The organism is Sporomusa intestinalis (assembly GCF_055383785.1).
In genome coordinates, this window is record NZ_AP042390.1 from 5,152,438 (window position 1) to 5,170,299 (window position 17,862).

The following is a 17,862-nucleotide window of genomic DNA, read 5'->3' on the forward strand; positions in this document are numbered from 1 at the left end:
ATTCCGGGCCTTAATCAGCCTTATAAGCGGGCCGCAGCCGCAGCCACTTTGGCGGCAACCTCACCGTCTTCTTTCAGGCCGCCGATCCCGACTGCGCCGATCACCTGCTGTTTGTCATTATAAAGCGGCACGCCCCCTGGCATCGCCACAAATTTATCATCGGCGAAATAGGCAATATTGAGGTTTTCCTGCTGCAGCCGCCGTAAAAAATCAGCGGTGCTTACCCCCATCCGGGCCGCGGTGTACGCCTTATTGGGGGTGAGGCTGATCGTCAGTAATTTGGCGCCGTCCAGTTTATTGAATAAAACCAAAAATCCATCCTTGTCACAAACGGCCACACTGAACGGCTTCCTGCCATATTCGCCCGCCACGGTCGCTTCGGCATAGTCGGCTATTTTTTTCGCCAACGCCAGGGTAATATTGTCCATTATCATCACTCCTTCTACTTGCGGCAGCTATAAGCGCCGCCACTGCAGCCTGCACTGTGAATGTTTATGAGTGTATAGCCTTTTTCCCCTTGGCTGCGGCCAGTTCTTTTTTTTCTTCCTGTTCGCGCCAATAGCTGGCCAGGATCGGGCCGGTAAGATTATGCACCAGATTAAATATGGCCGCCGGTATAAAGGCTAGCGGCGCCAGATGCGCCAATGCCAGGGCCATCGCCAGCCCGCCGTTTTCCATGCCGATTTCAAAACTCAGCGCTTTGGCTTTGAAGTGGTTCATGCCAACCCCGCGGGCCGCCCAATACCCGGTTGTAAGGCCGAGCACATTATGCAAAACTACGGCAACAACCGCAATCCAGGCGACATTGGCCAGCGAGCCGGCGCTGAGGGCAAACCCGGAGCTGGTAGTAATAAAAATGGCAATAACAGATATAATGGGAATAATCGGCATGATCCTGTCCACAAAGTCGGAGGCCATGCCGCGAATTACGGCCCCCAAGAATACCGGCACCAGAACAATCTTTAATATGTCGAACAGAATAGCCCCGGCATCAACGGGAACAATCGACCCTACCAGGAAAGCAAACATAAAGGGGGTAATAAAAGGCGCAATCACCGTATTGAGGGAAGAAACCGTGATGGAAAGCGCCGTGTCCCCTTTAGCCAGGAAAGTCATAACATTGCTGGCCACGCCGCTGGGGCAGCAGCCCACAAGGATAAGGCCGGCCGCCAGCACCGGCGGCAGATTCAGGACCTTCGTCAGCAAAAAAGCAATCACCGGCATAATCATATAGCGCAGCACAATTCCCCAGAACACATCTTTCGGGCGCGAGAAAACGAGTTTAAAGTCGCCAAGAGATACCGTAAGGCCCATGCTTAGCATGACGGCCATAATACAATAGGGGACATATTTTGCTAACGGTTTAAACGGCCCGGGATTATAGTAGGCGGCAATAACCCCCAGGATAATCCAAACAGAAAAATATTTCGTAATAAACTTCACTATATTTCCCAATTTTTCCAGCATTTCTGTCGCTCCTTTGGATTAAATTACAATCTGACCGGAGTTGTTACAGCAAACCTTTTTTTACTAAAGCCTCTTTAAGCGCCACCGCCCCGAAGCGGGGACTGGACAGCACCGCTTTGCCGCACTGCTGCCGGATATACTCTTCACAATAGGCCATTGAGCCCTGGGCAAATAAAATTACATCAACCTGATTGCAGACTTCCTGCGCATATGTTGTCATCAACGCTTTGAACTGTTCCTGATCAAGACCAAACGCACCGTCAACCAAAACATCAACTAATTCCACATGCCTGTTCATTTCCCTTGCTACCCGGTTGATCGTGTTTTTGGTCGGTGCCAGGGTTGTCGGCAGCGTAGCCATTACCCCGATACGTACTCCCTGCCGTACCGCTTCCCGGCACATATCTTCATCGACCCGCACAATCGGTATGCCCGTATATTTGGCAATAGCCTGCGCGGCATCGGCAACTTCCCCTACCGATGAGCAAACATTGAGGATGGCATCAGCCCCATCGGCCACCGCTTTCATATACATGCCGACAAGCCTGGCGGCCGGCGGCGCCGTAACATACCCGGCCTCCCGCACCTCGGCCAGAATCGATGGGTCCTGATTACTGATGACCTCCGTATCCCCCGGCAGCAATTGCCGCACCTCTTTTTCCACCAATTCAATCAATGCCGGGGTAGTGCTCGTATACACCAAAGCTATTTTCATGGCAACCTCCTTCTTGCAGTACGTATTACATACTACATCCTACGTTATAGGAATATTATCCCACGCCGCCAAGTAAAAGTAAATAGTAAATTCTTATTTTTTATATTATTCTTATTGTTGTCCAGTTTTCCTACTGCCTGCCGCGATTGCCTTTATGCCCTTTTCGCCGCATCAGCCTATGATAGGCAAAGGAATCTCTGCAAATACTATTAGTAAAAAGCAAACAAAGGTGGAAAAAATATGAATGCCGTGTTGGAGAATATCTTGACCCGGAGAAGTGTCCGTGCTTTCAAACAGGAGCAGCTTGCCCCAGAACAGCTGCATACCATTCTCATGGCTGGCAGTTATGCCCCGAACGGGATGGGCCGGCAAAACTGGCGGTTTACGGCGATACAAAGTCCGGCTGTGCTGAAAAAAGTCAATGCGGCAATCGGACAAACGCTGTTATCTATTCCTATCGTGGCGGACACCCATCCCTATATTGTGAGCCTAATCGAAAAGGCTAACACTGCCAATGCTGATTTTTTATATCATGCCCCTACCTTTATCCTTGTCTCGAATCTAAAGGACGACGGAAATTCTATGCCCGATTCGGCGTTGGCCATTGGCAACATGATGCTGGCGGCGCATTCGCTGGGCATTGGCTCCTGTTGGTTAAATCAGCTGCCCGGTCTCACCCATATGCCGCTAATACGGGAATTGCTAACTGCCTTAGGCGTACCTGACAACCATATTGTGTACGGCTCGGTTGTTATGGGGTATGCCGCCGGCGAACCCCAAGCCGCCGCTCCCCGCAAAAATGTAATACATATTATTGACTGAAGGCCCGACCGTCCGGCATGTTGCAGGGAGGCTGCAGCAGTGAGAATTTTTCTAAAACCCCATTAGGCTCAGTGTCTTTTTATCTACCACGCCTGTAGCCTTAAGCCCGTTATCATGCTGAAACCGCTTAACGGCTGTCTCTGTTTCCTTATTGAAGAAACCATCCGCCCTTTCTTCCAAATAGCCAAGATCTCTTAGCTTCACCTGCAGCTTGACAACATCAGGCCCCATCAAGTTCACCTTTAACTGGCGCTGGATGGAAATAGCGTGGCCCTCGATGCGTACCGGCGTACCAACCGGGACCCATTCATACAGTTCCTCAACATCTTTATTCCGCATGCGAATGCACCCATGGCTGGCATAGCAGCCAATGCTCCAGGGCTGATTTGTGCCGTGTATGCCATAACCCCCCCACGGGACGTTAAGGGCGAGGAAACGGGTGCCAAAGATATCACCGGCCCTGTAGGATTTCCAAATGACCACCCATTCGCCAACCGGCGAGGGGGTTTCACTTTTGCCGACCGCGATCCGGTATTGCTTATACACCTTATTGTTTTCATGTATTTCCAATGTGCGGGACGGTATCTTAATCAAGATCGAAATCGGTCCCTGCGGCGCCGCTGTCGGCTGGTTAGGGATGGCGGCCAATTCCCTCTCATCCCATTGATTAAAGGTGATGATCCCTACCATCAGGCTTATGATCAGCACCGTTACCACAGAAAGAATCTTTGGCGGCTTTCTGATAAAAAGGCTTTTCATAAATCACACCCCAAGCTAAAAGTAGTCTAAAAAAACATATGCTGCAGAATACCAAATTACGCAAAGAACTAATCAAATTCGCAATGCATAAATATTGTATTTTGCAAACTAAAGATATAGAAGTAAAAAACAAGGGGACAGGGATTTGTTTCAAAAAAAATCTTGTGCCCCATTGCCTGCGCTCCGCCTTCCCGCCTGCTAATGCCTAAATGTTCACAACACTGGCCCTGTCCCCTATTTGTGCCTGTAAAAACATCGCCAAACAGCTCTTCCTGTCACTTTGCCAAAAGGGAAAGTAACCGGAAGAGCTGTTTGGATGCTAGGATTCTAATGTTTCATACATTCCAAAAATATCTGCAACGCCTGCCGCTGCTCGGTCGTCAAAACTTTGACCGTGTCGAAAAGCCGCTTTAAATCCGGCTCCATCTCCGGCTGAACACTGGAAAAAAAATTGCTTAACGACAGCCCCAGCGCTGTAACGATACGTTCTAATACTTCAAAGGTCGGCGAATTAATTCCGGCTTCAATCCGGCTCAGAGAGCTTTGCGATATACCGGCCTTTTTCGCCAACAGATTAATACTCATATTTTGTTTTTCCCGGTTGCTTTTGATAATTTTACTAATATCCAAGTTATCACCTGCCTAAATAAATTCCAATAATTATGCTTATTTGCATTATACACTAGATTTTTTTAATTAAATATTATGCAAAGATGCATTGACATTCTATGCTCAAAAGCATAAAATAATTATGAATAAACGTATAGGACGTGAGAGCATTGGGACTTGGCCATAACATTTTCCGATTAAGGGAGCAAAAAAAAATGTCGCAGCAAGCCTTGGAACGCGCTGCCAGAGTTCCCCAGTCCTCCATATCCCGCATCGAAAATGGAACGCTCGGCAATCCCGGTATTGAAACAGTCAGGCGGATAGCCGCCGCCCTCGAAGTCACCGTAAACGATTTACTGGAAGATTCGTCTTCCCGCACCCCCCTTCCGGCGGCGCAAGGCCCTGCCGGGCACTACTTATTATGGACAGATTAAGTTTTTATTAAAAGAAGCCAAACAAGCAAATATGCCTGCCAAGCTGAATGACATAAAGTGGGTAAGACCGCGCGAAAAACATGCCATTAAGGCATGTTTTTTGCATAATGGCGATGGCCAGGCATCGCTCTTTGCCGCTCCGCCTTTCAGCTAATTTATACAAGGAGATGGATAAAATGAAACTCACAGGAAAAATGGTAGTCAGCTTTATCGCAGTGGTGCTGGTGGCCTCAATCGGCTTTATCTACATGAACCACGAAATAAACGCCATTGCCGAAACCACCGAGAGCTTCAAAACCACCGACCTGCCGCGCCTGGCTTTAAGCAATGATATTGCCCTCAGGGCTACGGGGCAGGTTGCGGCGATGCGAGGCTATTGGATCAGCCGCGACGAAGGAATGCTGACCGAATATCACCAGTTAAGAGAGCTTAATCTCCAGGCCGAGAACGAACTGATCGAGAAATCAGGCACAGAGGCGGCCAAACAGCTGGCGACCGAACTCAAAACAACCAATGAGCAGTATACGCTGCTGGTGGAAAACAAAGTATTGCCGCTGCTGCAGTCCGGCAACACCGGGGAAGCTACCCGCGTCATGCTGCATGAGGTGACACCGGCTGCCAAAGCCTTGCAAAGCAAAGTGAATGAAGCCAAAGAGTTTCGCAATATGGCGATTGACAAGTCGATTGACAATATCCTCAGTTCAGCCAGGGCGGCCCAGAACGCCTCGGTCATGGCGGCTGTTGTGGCAGGCGTGCTGGGTATTGCCATTGGCTTTTTTACCGCCCGCAGCATAGCCGCCCCCGTCAAGCAGATGGCTCAGGCCGCGGAGAAACTGGCCGCCGGCGATTTAACCATCACCATCCAACCGCAAACCAGAGATGAAGTCGGCCAATTGGCCTTCTCCTTTGCCACCGCCATCAATAACCTGCGCAATCTGGTCCGGCAGGTGTCCGCCAATGCCGAGCAGGTGGCCGCCGCATCCGAAGAATTGACAGCCAGCGCCGACCAGTCCGCCCAGGCGGCCAACCAAATTGCGGTCTCCATCACCGGTGTCGCCCGCGGCGCGGAGGAACAGCTGACCGCCGCCAATGAAACCGCGGCGGTTGTCGAACAGGCTACCGCCAGCCTGCAGCAAATAGCCGCCAGCACCACGCAGGTGACGGCCAACTCCACCGAAGCCGCCAGGCAGGCGGCAGCCGGCGACGAAGCGGTGGCAAAAGCGGTCAGCCAAATGGCGGAGATTGAAAAATCGGTGCAGACTGTTGCGGGAACAGTAGACAAGCTGAGCGCCCAATCCGGGGAGATCGGCACCATTGTTGACACCATTGCCGGCATCGCCGGCCAGACTAATCTTCTGGCCCTTAACGCTGCCATTGAGGCCGCCCGCGCCGGCGATCATGGCCGGGGTTTTGCCGTTGTAGCCGAGGAGGTGCGGAAATTAGCCGAGCAGTCGGAAGAAGCCGCCAAGCAAATTGCTGCCCTGATCAGGGAAATTCAGCAGGATACCGCCCAGGCCGTCACCGCAATGACCCAAGGTTCGCATGAAGTCCGGCTGGGGACTGAAGTGGTCAATATGGCCGGCTCATCGTTCCGCCATATCAATGAGCTGATTAATCAGGTATCCGATCAAGTCAGGGAAATTTCAACCGCAATTGACCAAATGGCGGCCGGCAGCCAGCAGATGGTACATTCCGTGAAGAGGATAGATGATCTCAGCAAGCAGGCCAGCGGTGAAGCCCAGTCCGTTTCCGCGGCCACTGAAGAACAATCAGCTTCCATGCAGGAAGTGGCTTCGGCCAGCCAGTCTCTGGCCAAGCTGGCTGAAGATATGCAGGTAGCTGTCCGGCAATTCAAATTGTAAGCAGCCGGAATCGTACGGCAACGAAACAGGGGGTGCCTTTACCTGCTTGGCAGGTAAAGGCACCCCCTGTTTCGTCAGCGGCAACCGCTCAGGCCGCAGCGCTGCTTTGCCCTATCCGCTAGGAGAGTAAAGCAGTCATTAGCCATCCTTGACCACTGTAATCATGTTTTTCTGTTATAGTCATTGCTACTCCGCTTCCCATATTACCCGGCTGTGAGGCAATACGGTCAAAAACTTGGTCTGCGGCCAGGGACCTGTAGCAAGCCGCCTAAGCCAGGTAAGGTCACCCTGCATAATATCGGCCGGAAGATTATGGCGGCTCAAGCGGTCCGCCATGTCAACCCGGGCCTGGGGCAAATCATAAGCCTCTGTATCAATAAACAGAAATCGTTTATAATTTGCCAGCATCATTCCATAAACGATTGCCGTCTTGCGCTCCCCCATTCGCGCCAACGTGTCGTAGTAACATTTATTAGAGAAGGTAAGCCACCCGGCGGTTAGAAAAAAGGAAGGAATACGAGAGGCTTCGGCAAATTTTTCTCGCGAACCCAATAATAGCGGAATGCAATCGTCCACCCGGGGTACAATCAGCGTAAAATCGTGAGTAACAAGATCTTTAATGGCTCCGCCACACAAACCATATGCCAAGAGTACGCGGCGGACCTCCGGGCCCACAGCGTCCAGCTCTTGCTGGAGCGCAGCCCGCATCTGGTCTGTGGGTCTGTCATGCCAGGCCGCTTCGGTGAAGATCAGGCGGGGCGGTCTCGGCAGCACGCTTACCACCTTTCTTACCTCAGCCTCTAAAGTGCCGCAACTAATTAACACCGTGTCCATAATCTACCTCCCATCACAAAGTATTTATCTAATGCCTCACAGGAACCATGCTCTCCCTTACCCGGACGCCGTTAGGATCCGCTAAGAATGTTAGATCCTATACAAAAAAATTTATAATGTGGCTGCCAACCGGTCATAACACCCCAGTATTGCTCTGACTTTACAGCAGAATTACCAACTTTTCCGCAAGCTTCGCAGTCACGCTTATAAGTCCGAACCGGACGTACTGTCAGCAGAACCTGCTGCCTGCGTTAGCGTTAAGCCTTTCGTTTCCGGCGCCAGGGCTATGCAAATTACCAGTCCCACCAAGGTAATCCCAGCCATAATGAGCATGGTTGTCCCCAGCCCATAAACCTGTAGCCACTGAGGTAAAGAATAGGTGCCCACACAGGCCCCGATACGGCTTACAGCCGTGCCGATGCCCACGGCCGTTGCTCTTATCTCTGTCGGAAATAATTCATTAGGGTACAGCCATTCCAGAATGTTGGGCCCGCCGGAAGCCACGGCATAAATAGCAAATCCGGCTATGATTACCCAGCTTGCGGCATCCGGAAACAGTCCCAAAATTAACATCCCTATGGTCATAAACGCAAAACTCCAGATAATCAGCGGTCGCCGCCCCACTTTATTAATCAACAGTAATGCCTGGAGTATGCCGATAACAAAAAACATGCTAATAGCTATATCCCCCAGCATAGCGTCTTTGCCGCGGGCCAGGCCGAACATTTCCAGGATTACCGGCCCAAAGGTGTAAATGGCAAATAGCGGAACGATTTGACACATCCAAAAACCGCAGACCAATATGCTCCTTTTCCGATACATTGGTTCGAGCAGCCTGCTTAAGCGAGTTGCTACTACGGTTTGGTCTATGGCATCAATGTCAGCATCCGGCCCATACACTAGTTTCATAGCAGCCCGGGCTTCGTCCACCCGGCCCTTGCTTAACAGCCACCGCGGCGATTCCGGCGTACCCCACCGCCCGATAACAAGCAGGATGGCAGGAACAGCCGCACTGCCAAGCATCCATTTCCAGCCGCCAGGCACATCTAACAAGAAGTACCCAAATATATTGGCAGCAGCCGCCCCAATAAACCATGCCAGCATCAGGATTCCCAGCATCCAGCCCCGGTGCTTTCGCGGGGCAAATTCCGCCAACAGTGTAGTCGCTATGGGATAATCGACCCCTACGGCAATACCGATTAGGAACCGCAGAATAACCAGCTCCAGCGGCGTAGTAATAAACATTTGAAGAATTGAGCCTACGGCTAATACGATTAGATCGAGTGTGTACATTACTTTTCGCCCGAAGATGTCAGTTAAATAACCCAAAAGGCCGCCTACAAACAGCCCGGCAAGCGAAGCAGCCCCAATCAGCCCCGCCCAGTAAGCATCAAGCTGAAGATGAGGATTCAATTGGATAAGCGCCGCGCCGATTATGACTAAAATATAGCCGTCTAAAAAGGGGCCGCCGGCGCAATAAAGACACAGTCGCTTCAGGAACGGGGTTAATGGGCTTTCTTCGATCACACGCTTGGACATTAAATACCACTCCCTCTTTCCGGAAACACTTTTTATTGGTACCATGAGACAGCTTTCGGTAAGCACCACCCTGCCGGAATCTTGCGGTGCCTAGCGCTAAAGCAAGCTAACCTTCAGCTGGGGTTTGAACCCCATCTGAAGGTTAGTCGCCCGACTCCCTGGGAAGCCTCCTAAGCTCCTGCTTATTGAAGCCGGGAGTCTTAGAGCAGGTTAGTCTCAGGCTAAATTATCCAGCATCAGCAGGACTCATTCGTATTGCGCGGCTCAACCGCTGCTTCAACAGCCTTGCCGGCCGTAAAATTATGCGTATTTTCATGGGGTTCCGAAGGGGCATCGCTCCAGTCCTTACCGGCCTTCGTGATAAAGCCATATACGATAATCCCAATGATAAACATGGCCGGGAAGGAGCCGGCAACGGCAGCGGCCTGCAGCGGCTTCATCCCTCCCAGGAATATCAGGGTGAGAGAAAGGCCACCCAAAACCATCGCCCAAAATACGCGATTCCATTTGGCCGGTTCCTCACCGGCCCCCAGCCTTGCCGTCGTAACCATGGCGAGCGTATAGGCAATACTGTTAATAACGGTTGCGGTTGAAATAAACAGCAGCACCAGTATCAGGGGCAAGATGATAAAACTGCCAGGCAAGGTGGCAAATATCTCGACAATGGCCCGGGGAACACCATGTGCTTTGATAATTTCCCCTAGATTGAGTACTCCCCTTATCTGTAAGTCGAGCGTATAGCTGCCAAAGATCGCAAAATAGGTATATACACAGGTTACCCCCGAAAGTGTCGCCCCCAGAACAAACTCCCGTACCGTTCTGCCGCGGGATATTCTGGCCAGATACATCCCTGTGCCGATAGCAAAAGCAGTAAACCAGGCAAAGTAGAAAACGGTCCAGCCTTGGGGAAAACCTGAATTCTGAACCGGATCAGTGTATAAGCTCATTCTGAAAAAGTTGTTCAGCATTACGCCCAGACTATCAAAGAAATTGTTGAAAATGAACGCAGTCGGACCAATAACTAAAACAAAGGCCAGTAAACCAAACCCTAGCCAGTTCCTAAAATCGCTTAACCGTCTGATGCCTTTATCCAGTCCGCCATATACGCAAATTGCCACAATAAGCGTCCAGATAACAAGTATTGCCGCATCCAGGCCAAGCGTGTGCGGTATACCTGTAATCTTGGTGACTACCTCACTTAGCAGCGGTGTCCCCAAGCCGATGGAGGTACTAATGCCGGCAATCATGCCAACCATGTAAAAAATGTCAATAACCTTGCCGGCATATCTCCCGCCCCATTCGCCCATGACTGCCTGAAAAGCCGCACTGGGCCGGAACACATCGGTGCCTTGAACAAAAAATATATAGCCGAAGACGACACCGATCCCCACATAGACAGCGTAGCTGCTTGGCCCCCAGTGGAACAACGGGTACGAGGATGCCACGGCCATGGCCTGAGGTGAAAATGGTTCTAAGCCAAAAGGCGGCGAGGATAAATAGAAGTAAAACTCAATGGGAGCCCAATAAACAATAGCTGCCGTAGTGCCTGCGGAAAACAGCATCCCCAGCCAGCTTAAGGTACTAAACTCCGGCTTATCACCACCGAAACGTTTATTGGCAAACTTGCCAAACACAAAATACAGCACGACTGCAAAGTTAGCTAATATGAAGAGTTCATAGGCCCAGCCCAGCGGTCCGGTTAGAAATGCAAATACTTTATTGACGGCAGCAGAGCCTGCTTCGGGATTGGTTATGATGGCTGCACAAATAATACCAACTAACACTAAAGGCGGCCAAAACAATAGTTTATCAATAGAACCATTACCTTTTTTCATTCGCCATTCCCCCTACATATTTCAATACACAAACCATAATTATACCCATTCCCCGCTGCTGAGGGGTAACGCAAAGCAGCGGCATGGTCGGCATAGGATAAACCACCCCGCCTCCGGCCCCCCTCTACAGAAGGGAATGGGTTTGCAAGGCTACTGTTCGGCTTGAGCAATTATAGCGGCCAGCTTTACCGCTAGCAACAATACTACTTTCTTTTTTCGATATAGCGCTTTAAATCAGCGTCAATATCCGCCGGCCATGCTGGTTGTACGTATTCATCTAACATCTTTTTCCAGCGTGCATTAGCCCGTTGCTCAATTGTTAAACCGTCTTGGTTGACTCTGGCTCTATCACTCAGTATTGGTTGATAAAACTCTTTCCGGAAATGAGTGAAGGTATGTTTGTGTGTGATATATTCTCCACGGGGCCCCACCTGTTTAATCGCATCAAATGCCAAAGTATCATCGTTGACAGTAACACCCCGGCCAATCCGTTTTACCATCCCGATAATTTCGTCGTCTATCATTAATTTCTCGAAAGATACACAATTATAAGTATCCAAAATACCGGCAGCGTGGAGAATGAAGTTGCCGCCGGCCATTTGCGCCATCAGCAAGGTCAGCATGGACTCATAACCTGTTTGGCTGTCGACCTGTTTACTGTCGGAGAGAGTACCGCTTATCCGGCAGGGAAGCTTATAATATTTTGCCAGTTGTCCATTAATCAGGGAGAAGAGAGCGCCTTCAGGGGCGCCAATGGATAGGTTGCCAAAACGCATATCTGTACTGGAACCGGAAGCGGAGTAGACAATCGGCGTGCCGGCATTTACTACTTGAGCCAGAACAATCCCCGCTAAAATTTCCGCATTTTGCACAGCGATGCTCCCGGCAATAGTTGCCGGCGAGGTAGCTCCGGCCAGGCAGAGCGAGTTGACCAGTTGAGGCTGGCGGTGTTCGGCATACGCTATGATAGCACCGGCCATTTTGTCGTCATAGCTAAGTGGCGTCAACGTGCAGGGAATAGAAATAATTACGTTCTTATCTTTGAGGACGTCCAGGCCGCCATGGGCAATTGCCGCCATTTCTATGCTTTCTTTAGCGGCTTCATAGCCCAAGACACTGCCCATCAGCGGTTTGTCACTGTACTTAAGTGTGTGGTAAACCATTTCCATATGACGGGTATCGACATCAATATCGCCGGGTTCACAGGAGATGTGGCTTTGAATGTCGATATTGTTCATCCTGTGGCATAGCTTTACCAGTTTGATAAAATCATCCAAGGTGCCAGGCCGCCGGCCTTTGTCGATATCTAAGACGAAAGGCGAACCATAAGGGCCCACAAAGGCCGTCTGTTCTGTATTAAGTTCAACGTTTTTTTCCGGGTTGCGGCCGTGCAGGGTAAAAGAGGAGGGAACATGTTTCAATTCCCGTTCCACCATGCCTTGGGGAAAATAGACTGTTTCTCCCTCAACCTTAGCGCCGCCTTTGGCCAAAATTTCCCTAGCCGGCGCATAACTAAAGATGACGCCAACTTCCTCCATGATTTTAAGCGAGGTTTCATGGATTTTCTCAATATCTTCCGGACGAACTGTCTGATATCTCTGCATGGGTTTTATTTCCTCCTTCATAAATAGCTTCCCCCTTGCCAAGGGAAGCTTGCTATAATTGGGTTACTCTTCATAAAGTCCTTTGCGATAAGCTTTTAAATAGCCCATGCAGTAATCATCTTTGCCTAACAGGGTCGTGCCGGCATAGATAACTCCCATCATGCTCTTATCGGTAGGATTCAAAATATAGCCGTCCATCCCTAATGCCATAGTCTGAGCAACAAATAACCGATTAAGCACCTTCCTGTTAGGCAGCCCGTAGGAAACATTGCTCAAGCCGCACATAAAGTGGACTTTGGGATAGTTTTGCTTAATTAGTTTAATGGTATCGAGAACCTCGAGCCCCGCTGACTGAACGCTGCTGACCGGTTTTACCAAAGGATCAAAATAGATATCGTCATCGTTAATCCCGGCCGCAGTCAATTTACCGTACAGGCTATCCACCACCCGCATGCGGTCGGCCGCCGTATCGGGCATACCATGATCATCCATGCACAGGGCAACTATCTTGGCTTTATACTTCAGTACCAAGGGCAGGATTGCTTCAAACCTTGGACCTTCGTCGGTAATGGAGTTAATCATTGGCGTACCGTATTTGGCCAGGGACAAGCCTGCTATGAGTGCCTGCGGGTTCGGGCTGTCAATACAGAGCGGCGCCTGTACGGCTTCCTGAATGGTAGTTACCAGCCATTCCATATATTCCACTTCATTAAAAACCTTATTGCCGCAATTGACGTCAATATAGTTAGCGCCTGCCGCCACCTGCTCCCGCGCTATTTGCTGAATATATTGGGCATTTTTCCCCTCAACCGCTTCGCTGACAGCCTTCCGGCTCGTATTAATCAATTCTCCTACGATTAGCACAATGCGTAACCCCCATATTACTTATTAACTACTAACTCAGCAGCCATTTCTTTGCAAGCAACGGCATCAACGCAATAACCGTCGGCACCAATTTTATCGGCAAACTCCGGATATAAGGGAGCGCCGCCAACCAGCACTTTCACTTTATCTCGCAGGCCGGCTTCATTAATCGCATCAATGGTATCCTGCATGGCCATCATCGTAGTTGTGAGCAGCGCGCACATGCCGACAATCCGGGGCTTATGTTCTTTGATCGCCGCCACAAAAGTCTCAGGCGCAACGTCTACGCCCAGGTCCACCACATTGAAGCCGCCGCTTTCCAGCAGCATGACTACCAGATTTTTGCCGATATCATGCAAATCGCCCTTTACCGTTCCCATGACAAAGGTGGACACATTGGCTGAATCTTCCGCCGACAATAGCGGCTTGACAATGGTTAACCCTTCAGATAAGGCTTTGGCCGACATCATAACCTCAGGAATAAACATTTCTCCTGCCTTGAACTTGGGCGCAACGATGTCCATGCCTGCCAGCAAGCCCTGGCTGACAATCTCTAGCGGCTTCACGCCGGAGGCTATCATACCCTGGGTAATCGTCCTGACCTCAGAATCATCGCCCTGATACACCGCTTCAGCTAACTTTGCGAAATTACTCATACAATACCTACCTCCAAAAAAGTTTGTTATACGTATGACACAATAAGCACTGTAAAAAAGCTCATCCCGATAAAATCCCGCTTCCACGCAGGCTATTGTGCCGTTGTCTTTAACTATTGCACAATTTATGCCATTTTTTTGATAGGTTATAAAAAGCAGCATGAAAAATATAAACTATTTAAAAAATTTCCTGTTTTATTTAATACACTGGCATAATAACAGCATTTTCGGGGCGTTTTAACTGGTGAGCCTGGTTGCCTGTTTAAGAAATTCCGTTAAACCCACATAATGAGTACCGGCTCCACCTGCTGACTGAAAAGATTCCTTTCACTTAAATGCAGAAAAGTTGCAGGCAAGACCATTATTTTTCTGAATATTTTAAATAAATAAGCCTTTACAAGCACCAAGAAAGGATATACAATATTCTGAAAGATTTCTTTTCAGTTGACAGGAATATTTTCAAATACTGTAAAAACGTTCTTGCAATATCAGAGGGGGGCTGTTTTGATGGCAAAGAAAGCTTATGACGATTTACAATTTGAGAACCGTCTATTGCATTCCATTATTGATATGGTATCAGATGGAGTCTATGCCGTGAGCGTGGATGGAACTATTCTTATCTGCAATAAAGCTCATAAAAAAATTGATGGGACAACCCATAACCATGTGGTGGGAAGGAAAGATGTTGACATATATTTCTTGGAGCTTGAAAACTTCCAACGCTATGCGGTAACAAAAAACCCCGAACCTTTGTTGGATCAGTACATGACTTATACAACAATCACCGGCAAAAAAGTCGATATTGTCTATAATTCATACCCATTTTTTCAGAACGGAAATTTATCTGCCGTTATCTCTATCGGCCGGGATAAGCCCTCAATAAACGAATTAATTACAACGGTGTTACATTCTTTTAACAGTAAAAAATCTAACCGAATCACGAACGGCACCCTCTACACATTTGAAGATATGATCGGCAACAGTGCCGCCATCCAAAGAACCCTGAAACAAGCCCGCAAGGTAGCGCAGAACCAGTCTACTGTTATGATCGTGGGCGAAACGGGCACAGGCAAAGAGCTGGTTGCCCAAGGCATCCACAATGCGAGTGCCTACAGTTCTCGCCCCTTTATTGCTGTAAACTGCGCCGCGATACCGGAAACGCTGATGGAGAGCCTGATGATGGGGACTGTAAAGGGGGCATTTTCCGGAGCATTAGACACACCCGGTTTTTTTGAGCAGGCCGAGAATGGAACTTTATTTTTGGATGAGATAAATTCGTTGTCTATTCCTTTACAAGCGAAATTATTACGCTTGCTGCAGGATAAGAAAATACGACGTCTGGGCGATAATAAAGAACGCAAGATTTCCTGCCGGATAATCAGCGCAACCAACCAGGACTTATTTATTATGGCCCGCAACGGCTCTTTCCGCGAAGATCTTTTATACCGTTTGACACCCGTTATTTTGGATATTCCCTCCTTACGTGAGCGTACGGAAGACATACCTATACTGACCAGGGAGTTTGTAGCCCGGTTCAATGATTCCCTAACCATGAATATAAAATTTATAGCGCAAGATTTGATGTACTTATTGTCAAATTATCATTGGCCGGGAAATGTTCGCGAGTTAGAGCATGTGATTGAAAGTGCTATGAGTATGGCCGAAAACACCGAAGCAGTATTATCTAATGAACATCTACCCAATTTTTTAAAGAAAAGACTTATTGGCGATCAAGAAACTACTGGCTTAAGTAATGCAGCAACAGCTAAAAAGCCCCTGCCTGAGCTTATATGCCAATACGAGAAACAAACCATTGAAAATGCATTAATGCTAAATAATGGTAATGTCAGCCGGAGCGCCGTTCACTTAGGCGTTTCCAGACAAGACTTACATTATCGCCTCCGTCGGCTTGGAATCAAATCTGTTGTTTTTAAAGCGCAAGCGATCAGCAATACAATTACTCCCCCGCTAACGTAGCGCCGCCTGGCTTTATGGATGGTTTTCCTTCGCTTTCCAGTCCCTAAATAAGAAAAGACTTGGCTTGTGCCAAATCTCTCAGGACGCTTGCAGAAGCTTTAGTCGTTCTTACTTATGATCAGGATATACTTTCTGATCATGTAAAAAAACACGGGATCCAATCCCGTGTTTTATCATAACCTCACAGTTCTACCGTCTTTGTTGCAATATTTTTGCAAAATGCCGTGTCATGCTCCACAAAGAGGAGGGTGGGCGCATATTCAAGCAGCAATTCTTCTATTTGTATGCGGGAAATAACATCGATAAAATTAAGCGGTTCATCCCAGATATGCAAATGCGCCTTTTCACACAGGCTTTTTGCCAGCAGCACTTTTTTCTTTTGCCCGCCGCTAAAGGCGGCCATATCCTTGTCAAATTGTACTCTGGAAAAATCAAGTTTTCTTAGAATAGCCTTAAACAGGCTTTCCTCAATCGCCTGCTCGCGGGCATAGTCGGTTAGGTTGCCGCTAAGATAAGAAGTATCCTGCGAAACATAGGCTATTTTGAGCTGGCTTGCTTTGCGGAAAGTGCCTGTGTAGGTGATATCTTCGCCGCATATCAGTTTAATAAGGCTCGACTTGCCTGATCCGTTTTTACCGCACAGTGCCAGTCTGTCGCCCTGCTCAATAGTAAAACTTACGCCTTCACAAGCTGTCTTGTCACCATAGAGCACAGCTACATTATCAAGCTCGATAAGCCGGTCTGCATGAAAACCAAGCTGGGAAATCTTTAACCGCTCAGCGCTCTCGATGTTTTTGAGCAGCTTGGCCTTATCCGCAAGCGCCGCCTGTTGTCTTGCCTCAATTGCCTTGGAACGCTTCATCATCTTTTCCGCCTTGTGGCCTATATACCCCCTATCAGGTCGTAAGCCCGAATTCCTTGTGCCCTTTTTTGTTTTTTCCACTTTATCCGACCAATCGGATGTACGCTTGGCGGCAGAAGACAAGCGGGCAATATCCTGGCGGAGCTTTTCATTTTCCGCAAGCTCAAAACTGTCCTGCTTTTTTTTATTGTCCCACCAGGACGAAAAAGTCCCTTGTTGAATTTCAATATTGGTTTTGTTAATGGCAAGGATATGATCAATACAGTTATCCAGAAAGGCTCTGTCATGAGATACCAAAATAAAGCCCCGTTTAGTTTGCAGATAATCGCTGACAACTTTTCTCGCCGCCCTATCCAGGTGGTTGGTCGGCTCGTCAATCAGCAGGAAACTATTCTCTTTCAGAAACAGGGTTGCCAGCAGCACTTTTGTCTGCTCTCCGCTGGAAAGGGTAGCAAAAGGACGATATAAAACGTCCTCTGCAACCTCAAGCAAAGACAGCTCGCGCCTAACCTGCCAGGTAAGACAGTCCGGACAAATCGTCTCAATTACAGCAATAGTGTCGCTTTCGGGATTGGTTACCGAGAAGGGAAAGTAGGCAAAGTTTACTTTGGCCGCAATCGTCCCGCTGTACTCATGCTTGCCAAGCAGCAAATTGAGAAAGGTAGTTTTGCCTCTGCCATTGCGGCCTGTAAAGCCTAATTTCCAAGCTGTATCAATTTGAAAGCTTACATTGTCAAATATATTATCATAACTGCCGTCATAGCCAAAGGTCAGTTTTGTCACGCTTATTAAAGACATAGTTAGTCCCTCCTGTACAAAAAATGAGCTGCAAGAAAGTTAATTCTTGCAGCTCATGAAATACAGCAAAGCCAAGCCCGCTGACCGGGCGCGACGAAGTATATTCTGTGAGTGAAAAGAATTGTAACTTTCTTGCCTAAGCATACCAAAAACAAGCAGCGTTCCGCTCGGTAATTTGGTTATGTTATGTCCTAGCAAGAAAAATTACATTTCTTCAACTCCAAT

Annotated in this window: 16 protein-coding genes; 4 read left to right on the forward strand and 12 right to left on the reverse strand. The window is 48.7% G+C overall.

Translation table 11 applies throughout. From position 1 onward, the window contains the following. Positions 1-20 precede the first annotated feature (20 nt). The 3 genes from ACZ481_RS23965 to ACZ481_RS23975 all read right to left on the reverse strand — a co-directional run bounded on the left by ACZ481_RS23965 (position 21) and on the right by ACZ481_RS23975 (position 2,182). Positions 21-428, reverse strand: coding sequence for a GlcG/HbpS family heme-binding protein (locus ACZ481_RS23965; protein WP_464767855.1), 408 nt, complete (start codon positions 426-428; stop codon positions 21-23). 64 nt (positions 429-492) lie between these two features. Continuing rightward, positions 493-1,467, reverse strand: a complete 975-nt coding sequence (locus ACZ481_RS23970) for a bile acid:sodium symporter family protein (RefSeq protein WP_464767856.1) — start codon at positions 1,465-1,467, stop codon at positions 493-495. A 43-nt stretch (positions 1,468-1,510) separates the two neighbouring features. Next, positions 1,511-2,182, reverse strand: a complete 672-nt coding sequence (locus tag ACZ481_RS23975) for an aspartate/glutamate racemase family protein (RefSeq protein WP_464767857.1) — start codon at positions 2,180-2,182, stop codon at positions 1,511-1,513. 240 nt (positions 2,183-2,422) lie between these two features. Here ACZ481_RS23975 and ACZ481_RS23980 point away from each other — a divergent pair, with 240 nt between their 5' ends. Further along, positions 2,423-3,004 (forward strand): nitroreductase family protein, encoded by a 582-nt coding sequence (locus ACZ481_RS23980; RefSeq protein WP_464767858.1) that lies wholly within the window; start codon positions 2,423-2,425, stop codon positions 3,002-3,004. A 51-nt stretch (positions 3,005-3,055) separates the two neighbouring features. On the opposite strand, the gene ACZ481_RS23985 is transcribed toward ACZ481_RS23980, so the two are convergent. Next, a complete protein-coding gene (locus tag ACZ481_RS23985; protein ID WP_464767859.1) occupies positions 3,056-3,763 on the reverse strand; it encodes a L,D-transpeptidase family protein in 708 nt (235 codons plus the stop codon). Between the two features lie 327 nt (positions 3,764-4,090). Then, the gene (locus tag ACZ481_RS23990; protein WP_464767860.1) at positions 4,091-4,393 is read right to left on the reverse strand and encodes a helix-turn-helix domain-containing protein; all 303 of its coding nucleotides are present in this window, start codon (positions 4,391-4,393) and stop codon (positions 4,091-4,093) included. Between the two features lie 140 nt (positions 4,394-4,533). On the opposite strand from ACZ481_RS23990, the gene ACZ481_RS23995 reads away from it, so the two are divergent. Together ACZ481_RS23995 and ACZ481_RS24000 are read left to right on the forward strand one after the other, a co-directional pair. Then, positions 4,534-4,806: a helix-turn-helix domain-containing protein gene (locus ACZ481_RS23995; RefSeq protein ID WP_464767861.1), complete on the forward strand. Its 273-nt coding sequence runs from the start codon at positions 4,534-4,536 to the stop codon at positions 4,804-4,806. Between the two features lie 176 nt (positions 4,807-4,982). Beyond that, positions 4,983-6,668, forward strand: coding sequence for a methyl-accepting chemotaxis protein (locus tag ACZ481_RS24000; RefSeq protein WP_464767862.1), 1,686 nt, complete (start codon positions 4,983-4,985; stop codon positions 6,666-6,668). A gap of 186 nt (positions 6,669-6,854) precedes the next feature. On the opposite strand, the gene ACZ481_RS24005 is transcribed toward ACZ481_RS24000, so the two are convergent. The 6 genes from ACZ481_RS24005 to ACZ481_RS24030 form a co-directional block, all read right to left on the reverse strand. Further along, positions 6,855-7,502, reverse strand: a complete 648-nt coding sequence (locus ACZ481_RS24005) for a DUF1638 domain-containing protein (protein WP_464767863.1) — start codon at positions 7,500-7,502, stop codon at positions 6,855-6,857. A gap of 204 nt (positions 7,503-7,706) precedes the next feature. Beyond that, on the reverse strand, positions 7,707-9,041 hold the full coding sequence (locus ACZ481_RS24010; protein ID WP_464767864.1) for an MFS transporter: 1,335 nt from the start codon (positions 9,039-9,041) through the stop codon (positions 7,707-7,709). Positions 9,042-9,277: 236 nt separating this feature from the next. Further along, positions 9,278-10,876, reverse strand: coding sequence for an L-carnitine/gamma-butyrobetaine antiporter (gene caiT, locus ACZ481_RS24015; protein WP_464767865.1), 1,599 nt, complete (start codon positions 10,874-10,876; stop codon positions 9,278-9,280). A 203-nt stretch (positions 10,877-11,079) separates the two neighbouring features. Continuing rightward, entirely contained in the window at positions 11,080-12,501 is a 1,422-nt protein-coding gene (locus ACZ481_RS24020) for a trimethylamine methyltransferase family protein (RefSeq protein WP_464767866.1), read from the reverse strand. Positions 12,502-12,543: 42 nt separating this feature from the next. Further along, positions 12,544-13,344, reverse strand: a complete 801-nt coding sequence (locus tag ACZ481_RS24025; protein ID WP_464767867.1) for a methyltetrahydrofolate cobalamin methyltransferase — start codon at positions 13,342-13,344, stop codon at positions 12,544-12,546. 17 nt (positions 13,345-13,361) lie between these two features. Further along, positions 13,362-14,000, reverse strand: a complete 639-nt coding sequence (locus ACZ481_RS24030) for a corrinoid protein (RefSeq protein ID WP_464767868.1) — start codon at positions 13,998-14,000, stop codon at positions 13,362-13,364. Positions 14,001-14,507: 507 nt separating this feature from the next. Here ACZ481_RS24030 and ACZ481_RS24035 point away from each other — a divergent pair. Next, on the forward strand, positions 14,508-15,977 hold the full coding sequence (locus ACZ481_RS24035) for a sigma-54 interaction domain-containing protein (RefSeq protein WP_464767869.1): 1,470 nt from the start codon (positions 14,508-14,510) through the stop codon (positions 15,975-15,977). Between the two features lie 181 nt (positions 15,978-16,158). On the opposite strand, the gene abc-f is transcribed toward ACZ481_RS24035, so the two are convergent. Continuing rightward, complete coding sequence (abc-f, locus tag ACZ481_RS24040) at positions 16,159-17,637, reverse strand: ribosomal protection-like ABC-F family protein (RefSeq protein WP_464767870.1); 1,479 nt, start codon at positions 17,635-17,637, stop codon at positions 16,159-16,161. Between the last annotated feature and the right edge of the window lie 225 nt (positions 17,638-17,862).

Excerpts from the sequence above, each read along its gene's own strand:
- ACZ481_RS24005 (WP_464767863.1), bottom strand. The coding sequence starts at position 7,502 with ATGGACACGGTGTTAATTAGTTGCGGCACTTTAGAGGCTGAGGTAAGA.
- ACZ481_RS24010 (WP_464767864.1), bottom strand. The coding sequence starts at position 9,041 with ATGTCCAAGCGTGTGATCGAAGAAAGCCCATTAACCCCGTTCCTGAAG.
- ACZ481_RS23965 (WP_464767855.1), bottom strand. The coding sequence starts at position 428 with ATGGACAATATTACCCTGGCGTTGGCGAAAAAAATAGCCGACTATGCC.
- abc-f (WP_464767870.1), bottom strand. The coding sequence starts at position 17,637 with ATGTCTTTAATAAGCGTGACAAAACTGACCTTTGGCTATGACGGCAGT.
- ACZ481_RS23970 (WP_464767856.1), bottom strand. The coding sequence starts at position 1,467 with ATGCTGGAAAAATTGGGAAATATAGTGAAGTTTATTACGAAATATTTT.
- ACZ481_RS24000 (WP_464767862.1), top strand. The coding sequence starts at position 4,983 with ATGAAACTCACAGGAAAAATGGTAGTCAGCTTTATCGCAGTGGTGCTG.
- caiT (WP_464767865.1), bottom strand. The coding sequence starts at position 10,876 with ATGAAAAAAGGTAATGGTTCTATTGATAAACTATTGTTTTGGCCGCCT.
- ACZ481_RS24030 (WP_464767868.1), bottom strand. The coding sequence starts at position 14,000 with ATGAGTAATTTCGCAAAGTTAGCTGAAGCGGTGTATCAGGGCGATGAT.
- ACZ481_RS23975 (WP_464767857.1), bottom strand. The coding sequence starts at position 2,182 with ATGAAAATAGCTTTGGTGTATACGAGCACTACCCCGGCATTGATTGAA.
- ACZ481_RS23985 (WP_464767859.1), bottom strand. The coding sequence starts at position 3,763 with ATGAAAAGCCTTTTTATCAGAAAGCCGCCAAAGATTCTTTCTGTGGTA.
- ACZ481_RS24020 (WP_464767866.1), bottom strand. The coding sequence starts at position 12,501 with ATGAAGGAGGAAATAAAACCCATGCAGAGATATCAGACAGTTCGTCCG.
- ACZ481_RS23980 (WP_464767858.1), top strand. The coding sequence starts at position 2,423 with ATGAATGCCGTGTTGGAGAATATCTTGACCCGGAGAAGTGTCCGTGCT.
- ACZ481_RS24035 (WP_464767869.1), top strand. The coding sequence starts at position 14,508 with ATGGCAAAGAAAGCTTATGACGATTTACAATTTGAGAACCGTCTATTG.